Source organism: Actinacidiphila oryziradicis, assembly GCF_005047355.1.
Taxonomy (GTDB): domain Bacteria; phylum Actinomycetota; class Actinomycetes; order Streptomycetales; family Streptomycetaceae; genus Actinacidiphila; species Actinacidiphila oryziradicis.
Genome location: NZ_SUMC01000200.1, coordinates 1 through 7,215 on the forward strand (window position 1 = coordinate 1; position 7,215 = coordinate 7,215).

Below are 7,215 nucleotides of genomic sequence, written 5' to 3' on the forward strand. Positions count from 1 at the left end.
GTCCTCGGCATCGTCGGGTCCTCGCTGCTCGGCGGAACGGCGTCGTCGGGCGGAGCCGTCGCAGCCGCCAACTCATCGGGGCTCACTTTTGCGGCCTACAGGGCGCTGTTTGACACCCCAGGCCTGCTCAGTCCCGTGTGGCTGTCCCTTCAACTCGGCCTCGCCGGGGCGACGTTGGCGGTGGCCGTCGGGCTCGTCATCAATCTGTGGAACCAGTACCGGGGCAGGGCTCGCGCCGCGGCGCTGATCGACATCGGCTTGGTGGCGGTGATCGGGCTTCCCTCTATCGTCCTCGCCGCGGGGTTCGTGTTCTTCTACAACCTGCCGGCGGTCTACAACGCCCTGCCGGTCTACAACACGCAATGGCTGCTGCTCGTCGGCTATGTCGTCGGATTCTCCCCCCTCGCCGTCCGGATGCTGCACGGCCCGTTGGCCCAGGCCGGGCGGTCTCTCTACGACGCCGGGCGGGTTCACGGCTTCATCGCTCTCCGTGCGTGGACCAAGGCGGTGCTGCCGCTCATCTGGCGGTCCCTCCTGTCGGTTTGGCTGTTCCTGGTGGCCGTCATCATGTTCGAGCTGCCGCTCTCGGAGGTCCTGCACGCGCCGAGCGGGGAGCCGCTCGCCGTGGCGGTCGCCGTGCAGTTCAAGTCGCAGATCGCGACAGGTACCGCGCTCACGGTCGTGGCCATCGCCGCGATGATCGCGGTGCTCGCAGCGGTCAACGGGCTGGTACGGGCGGCGGGGATGCTGCACCGCGGACAACGCGCCCGTCAAGAAGCGGCCGTCGACTCGTTGGTCGCCGGCCTCACGACCGTAAACACAACACCCTAACCCCAGAGGAAACCTCATGACCGGAAACGGAAACGGAATCGGCTCGCCGCGCTTGATCTTCATGATCGACGGGCTCGGCTCGGACTACCTCGACAGCGGGACGACCCCGTTCCTGCCAAACCTGTTCACCGAGAGCGTGAACTGGCACCTGCTCCTTCCCTTCAACGACGATCGCACACGCTGATGCAGGCCAGGCCCACCGAGGCGGAATCCCGTCCAGCCCCTGCTACCTCCCCCGACAGCCCTCCCCCGTCATCGAGCGCGTTGCAACTCACCGGCCTGACCCGCCGGTTCGGCCACGTCACCGCCCTCGACGGCATCGATCTGACGGTCAATGCCGGGCAGTTCATGGTGCTCCTCGGGCCGTCAGGGTCAGGAAAGACAACGCTCTTGAAGCTCGTGGCCGGGATCGACCGGGCGAGCGCGGGCAGCATCGCGATCGGAACGCGCATCGTGGCGGACCAACGGCTGCATGTGGCGCCTGAACGGCGCGGCCTGGCAATGGTGTTCCAGCAATACGCGCTGTGGCCCCAGGTCAGTGTCCTCGCGAACGTCGTCTACGCCCTGGACCGGCTGCACCTTCCCCGCCAGGAGTCCAGGCGGCGTGCCCTGGCGATGCTGGACCGGGTGGGCCTGGTCCGACTGGCGAACCGTCGCCCTCCCGAGCTGTCGGGCGGGGAGCAGCAACGGGTCGCACTCGCTCGGGCTCTGGTCGCCCGACCGGCGGTGCTTCTTTGCGACGAACCGCTGTCCAACCTCGATGCCGACTTGCGGGAGCGGCTGCGGGCGGAGATCGCCACGCTTGCCCGGGAGAACGACACGACCGTCGTGTACATCACCCACGACCAGGTCGAGGCCTTCGCCCTCGCAGACCGGATCGGTGTACTCCAGGACGGACGACTCGTCCAGTGCGACCTGCCGGAATCGGTGTATCACGCGCCGGCCACGCCGTTCGTAGCTCGCTTCACAGGTGTCGCCGGGGAACTGCACGGCCGGGTTGCCGGCCGGCCGGACTCCGCCGGACGGTTCCTGGTCGACACGCCCAACGGTCCCCTGGCGGCATCCGGGCCTGCGCCTGAGCCGCTGGGATCCGCGGTTACGGTTCTCGTTCGTCCCGCCGCGGCGCGCCTGGTCCCGAGCGTCGACGACGACAGCGGCCTCCTGAGCCGGGTACGGGATGTCGCTTACCGCGGCCACGGATATGACCACCTGGTCGAGCTCGCGGACGGCACGCTCCTCACCGGCGTCTTCGCCGAACAACGCTACCAACGCAGCGAAGAGGTCCGGGTCCGGCTCGACCCCAGCGGGAGCTTCGCCTACCGGGCCGACGCCAGCGCCTGACCCGGAGAGGGGCCGGAACCGCACCAACCCGGGGCGCGATGTGTCCCGGCGTTGGTGTGAACCCACAAGCCCGGCCCCCGCCGTTCGTGACCCGGTCCACGGGTCTACGCAATCAACGCCCACCGTAAGTTGAGGGCAGCAAGCAAGTTCATGCGGGAGGTGAACCGGTGCGGCTTGGTCGCAACAGGCGGATCAGCCGGAAGAAGACGTGAACGGCAGCGGACACCGCTGGCTTGTGCTCGTCTACCAGGTGCCGACAGAGCCGACCCGGTTAAGGGCAGCGATATGGCGGCGCATCAAGGCACTCGGCGCGATCTACCTGCAGAACTCGGTGGCTGCCCTGCCTCGCACAGTCGCCTCGGAAAGAGCCATGCGGATGCTGCGCAAGGAGATCATCGACATGGACGGCACGGCCCATCTGCTCGGCACCGATGTGCTGGCCGGAGAGGCCGATGTCGCCGCCGCCTTCAACGCGGCCCGCAACGACGAGTACGAAGAGATCACCGACCGCTGCCAGGACTTTCTCGCCCAGGTCGACAAGGAGTACGTGGCCGAGCACTTCACGTACGCCGAACTGGAGGAAAACGACGAGGACCTGACCAAGTTGAAGACTTGGTACGAGAAGGTCCGCACACGGGACCTGCTGTCAGCCTCCGGCCGTGCCGAAACGGCCGCGGCCCTCGAACGCTGCGAGCAGGTCCTGGAGGACTACGCCGCCCGGGTCTACCTGGAAGAGGGCGAGACCCGCTGACGGCGGACCCGGCCGGCGGAAGGTGACCCGCACACGGTTGCGGGCCGGCGTGAGCCGGCGCCATGCAGTCCAAGCCTGCCGTAATCGCCTGGAACTGCAAAGTACCTGATCAGAGGCTGCACGTGAGTTTTGGCACCCTACAGGTCACAGGTCAGAGCAGTACGCGTTCCGCAGAAATGCTGAGACCTCACGATCGGCTCGACATGCGACTTTGAGTCTGGTAGATATCTATACATCTAGAAAAGATGAGGTGGTGAGCAGCCCGTGAACGGAGAAGGTCGTGACGTCGGCCCCGGTGCCCGCGAGTCCCGCCCCCCATCCGGCACCCCGCTGGCCCGGCGTGCCGGGGTCGCGCTTTATGAGGAGGTCAAGGCCGATCTGACGCGACGTCTCGTAGCCGGTGAGTCCCCGCCCGGCGTCAAGCTGCCATCCGAGGCCAGCCTCGCGCAGGGCTACGGGACCAACCGGCTGACGGTCCGGCGTGCGCTGGCCGACCTGGCGCGCGGCGGTGTGGTGCGTACCGAGCACGGCGTGGGCACCTTCGTCAGGGAGCCGTCGGTCCGCCATCGCATCGACGACGGCCAGGGCAGCCTGTCGGAAAGCATGGCCGAACGTGGTCTGAGCGTCGTCCATCAGGTCATCGAGGTGACCGAGGAGCCGTCGGCGACGGGACCACCGGAGTTCCCGCGGTGGCCCGGAGCCACCGTCCGGTTACGGCACAGGCGAAGCCTCGAAGACACCCCCTGGTCACTGTCCGAGGCCGTGCTGCCCGCGGCTCTGGCCCCGCGGGACTGGGACGGCACCGAAAGTCCCTTCACGCGACTGACCCGCGACACCGGCATCGCCGTCCGGCGCGCGCGCCGCTCGTTCTCGGCCGACGCGGCCACCGCGGACGACGCGCGGTGGCTCGACATCCAGACCGGCACCCCGCTCCTGATCGTGACCGGCGTCAACACCGATGCGGAGGGTAACGACCTCGCGCACATCCAGCACCACACTCGCGCCGACCGCACCGAGTACGTCGTCAACCTGCTCGTCTGAGAACTCACATTAAGGAAGTGCTTGTGCACGCTCACCAGCGCGTCATCGTGGCGATGATCGATGGTCTGGATCCCGCCTATCTCGACGGCGGCACCATGCCCGTGCTCACCGGCCTCGGTGCCCAGGGGACCAGCGGCATCGTAGACGCGATATCCCCCACCGTGACCAACGCCAACAACGCCGGCATATCCTGCGCCGCCTGGCCCGCCGAACACGGGATCACCGGCAACAGCTACTTCAACCCCGCCACCGGCGAGGCCGACTACATGGAGGACTGGACCCACCTGACCCAGCCCACCCTGCTGGAGCGCGTCACCACCGCCGGCGGCAAGGCGGCACTACTCACTGCCAAGAAGAAGACCGTCCGACTGCTGGGCAACCGCACCACACTCGCCGTCGCCGCCGAGGAGCCCGGCTCCGAGTTCACCGACCGGTACGGACCGGCGCCCGACATCTACTCGGCGGAGATCAACCACTGGCTGTGGGGCGTAGCAGTCGACCTGCTGGCCACCCAACCCGACCTGGACTTCCTCTACGTCCACACCACCGACTACCCCATGCACGCCTGGCCCCCCGGGGACCCCCGCACCATCGCCCACCTCCGCCGGCTCGACGAGCTCATCGGCGAGGCCGTGGCAGCGGCACCCGACGCCGCCTTCTTCGCCACCGCCGATCACGGCATGAACGGCAAGAACCTCGTCCACGACCTGTCCCAGGCATTGGCCAACCGGCACGCACCGGTCCGCTTCGCGCTCTCGGCGGAGAAGGACCGCTATGTCAAGCACCACCGCACCTTCGGCGGCACCGCGTGGATCTGGCTGCACCACCCGGCCGACGAGTCGAACGTCGCCCAGACCCTGTCCTCGCTGCCCGGGGTCGAGACCGTTCTCCGCCGCGAGGAGGCCGCGAGCCGGTTCCACCTCAACCCCGACCGGATCGGTGACCTGGTCGCCCTCGGCGACCGCGACACCGTTTTCGGTGAACTGCCGACCGGCCGCGAGTCCGAGCAACTGCCCCAGGAATATCGCTCCCATGGCAGCCTGTACGAACAAAAGGTCCCGCTCTTCGCGTCCAACAACGCCGACTACCCGTACACCCGTCAGCCGTCCCACAACAAGGACCTGCTCGCGCCCCTGCTGGGCGCCTGGACGATCGATTCCTAGTACTGCAACCGCATTTGGGGGTTGTGGCCTCGGCGTTTGCAGTGGAAGCGGCGGGCCCGGGCCTGGCTGCGTCTGCGCCGGCGGCGTGCGCGTTCACCACCTCGGCCCCGGTCCGGCGCAGCTGCAGCGGCCACAGCAGGGCTGAGCGGCGTGTTGGACAGCCTGTGGGGCTCGTAAAGTCATCGCTGCAGGTGAGCAGCGGTGTCCATGGTTGTCGGTGGTGGCTGGGACGCTGTCTGGATGATCGTGTCGCTGTTGTACCGTGCTGCTCGCGCGCTGCTGTCCATACCGGCTGTCCTCGGCACCACCGCACACTGTAGGTGCCAAGAATCACGTCCGTGCTCGTCACGCTGTATGTTGGTATTCGTGCAGGATGTCGCCAAGGCGGTCGCGTCGGTGGACGTCGAGATGGGTGAGTCGGTCGGGTTCGGTGATCGGCTCGGGAAGTGGGCGTAGCGGCGCGGCGCTGGCGAGGCTGCGGTGGGGCCTGTGCTCGTTGTAGAACGACTCGTACTCGCGTAGCGCGTGGAGCAGGTGGGCTTGATTCCACACGAGGGTGCGGTCGAGGAGCTCGGTTCGGCATGAGCGCACCCATCGCTCCATGATTGCGTTATGCGCGGCATCCGGACGCCGGTCTGGACGACCTCGATGCCCGCGGCCTGCAGGACGGCGTCGAAGGCGGCCGGGTAGCGGATGTCCCGGTCGCGGATCAAGAACTTCACCCTGGCGCCCGTGTCCGGAAGGTCCATCACCATGTTTCGGGCGAGCTGGGTCATCCAGGCTGCGGTCGGGTGCGCGGTCGTCCCGAGGATCCGCACGCGGCGGGTGGCGTGCTCGATCACCGCCAGGACGGTCAAGGTCGCCCCGGTCAGTGTCTTGGTCTCGAAGAAGTCGGCGGCGAGGATGGCGTGTGCTGGGGAGCGCAGGAAGCTCGCCCAGGTGGTGTGGTCGCGCTCGGGTGCGGGGTCGATGCCGTGTTCCTTGAAGATGTTCCACACGGTGGAGGCGGCAACCTTGACGCCGAGGGCCGCGAGTTCGCCGTGGATGCGCCTGTAGCCCCAGTTGGGGTTGTCGCCGGCGAGCCTGAGCACCAGGGCGCGGACGGAGCGCACGGTGCGCGGTCGGCCGGGGCGCTTGGGGCGGGAGACCTTGGCGTGGCGTCGGCGCAGCAGGTCGCGGTGCCAGCGCAGCAGCGTGTCGGGGGAGACGATCAAATGGAGTTGACGAAGGTGTACCCGGGGGAGGTGGTGCAGGAGCGCGGCGAGCAGCGCGCGGTCGGGCCACGTGAGCTTCGGCTTGTCGATCTGCCGTTGTAACACGGCCAGTTGGTGGCGCAGTGCCAGGATCTCAGCGTCCTTGTCACGGTCGCTCATCGGCAGGAGCCGTATCAAGGTGAACATGCTTGTCAAGGCCAGGTAGGGCAGTCGCAGCAGCACCGGACCATCCTGATGCCGACCGGAACCAGCAGGCAATCACCAAGCGAGACCTCCACCGTCACGCTCGACTGGCCGGGCCTCACGACAGCGCCCACATGCCCACTGACCAGCGCGGATGAGGTTTCTGGCACCTACAGGGCTCAGGGTGCCGGGGCCATGGCCGCAGCGCTTCCAGCGCGGGATGCGCGACTTCATGTGCTGTTCCTCCTGGGGTGTGAAGATCCTCGGGCGGGATGTCGGGTGTCGACAGCCCGCCCGACGATTCTGCTGTCACCGGGCGTCGCTACTGTGCTCCGCATGGCAGAGCGAGATCGCGGTGGTACCCGGCGGGTAGCGTGGGTGACCGGGGCGAGCCGGGGAGTGGGACGCGGCATCGCCCTTGCCCTCGGCCAAGCCGGATGGACCGTATACGTGACCGCACGCTCGACCAGTGACGCTCGGACAGGGCACCTACCCGGCACGGTCGAGTCCAGCGCGGCCGCCGTGTCGGCTGCGGGGGGCAAGGGCATCCCGGTGGCCTGCGACCATCGCGATGACGCAGCCGTGGCAGCGGTCGCCGACCAGATCGCCGCCGAGCACGGCAGACTGCATCTCCTGGTGAACAACACCTGGGGCGGCTACGAGCGGCTCAACGCCGGGGCCTGGCAGGAAT

7 protein-coding genes and 1 pseudogene are annotated in these 7,215 nt (G+C 68.0%); 7 read left to right on the forward strand and 1 reads right to left on the reverse strand.

What is annotated here, in order from left to right:
- The 6 genes from FCI23_RS57850 to FCI23_RS52980 all read left to right on the forward strand — a co-directional run.
- On the forward strand, positions 1 to 831 hold an 831-nt coding region (locus FCI23_RS57850; protein WP_211265874.1), incomplete at its 5' end, for an ABC transporter permease family protein.
- Positions 832 to 847: 16 nt separating this feature from the next.
- On the forward strand, positions 848 to 1,015 hold the full coding sequence (locus FCI23_RS57855; RefSeq protein ID WP_169317438.1) for a hypothetical protein: 168 nt from the start codon (positions 848 to 850) through the stop codon (positions 1,013 to 1,015).
- 80 nt (positions 1,016 to 1,095) lie between these two features.
- Complete coding sequence (locus FCI23_RS52965; protein ID WP_169317439.1) at positions 1,096 to 2,172, forward strand: ABC transporter ATP-binding protein; 1,077 nt, start codon at positions 1,096 to 1,098, stop codon at positions 2,170 to 2,172.
- 208 nt (positions 2,173 to 2,380) lie between these two features.
- Positions 2,381 to 2,923 (forward strand): Chromate resistance protein ChrB, encoded by a 543-nt coding sequence (locus FCI23_RS52970; protein ID WP_136731202.1) that lies wholly within the window; start codon positions 2,381 to 2,383, stop codon positions 2,921 to 2,923.
- A 264-nt stretch (positions 2,924 to 3,187) separates the two neighbouring features.
- The gene (locus tag FCI23_RS52975; protein WP_136731204.1) at positions 3,188 to 3,964 is read left to right on the forward strand and encodes a GntR family transcriptional regulator; all 777 of its coding nucleotides are present in this window, start codon (positions 3,188 to 3,190) and stop codon (positions 3,962 to 3,964) included.
- A 23-nt stretch (positions 3,965 to 3,987) separates the two neighbouring features.
- A complete protein-coding gene (locus tag FCI23_RS52980) occupies positions 3,988 to 5,127 on the forward strand; it encodes an alkaline phosphatase family protein (RefSeq protein WP_136731207.1) in 1,140 nt (379 codons plus the stop codon).
- A 345-nt stretch (positions 5,128 to 5,472) separates the two neighbouring features.
- Here the strand turns inward: FCI23_RS52980 and FCI23_RS52985 are convergent.
- Positions 5,473 to 6,563: pseudogene (locus tag FCI23_RS52985) on the reverse strand (integrase core domain-containing protein).
- A 297-nt stretch (positions 6,564 to 6,860) separates the two neighbouring features.
- Between FCI23_RS52985 and FCI23_RS52990 the strand changes: the two are divergent.
- Positions 6,861 to 7,215 (forward strand): SDR family NAD(P)-dependent oxidoreductase (locus tag FCI23_RS52990; protein ID WP_136731209.1); only part of this gene is annotated, 355 nt, incomplete at its 3' end.

What these genes read in the sequence shown, in the direction of transcription:
- FCI23_RS57855 (WP_169317438.1), top strand. Translation starts at nt 848, where the DNA reads ATGACCGGAAACGGAAACGGAATCGGCTCGCCGCGCTTGATCTTCATG.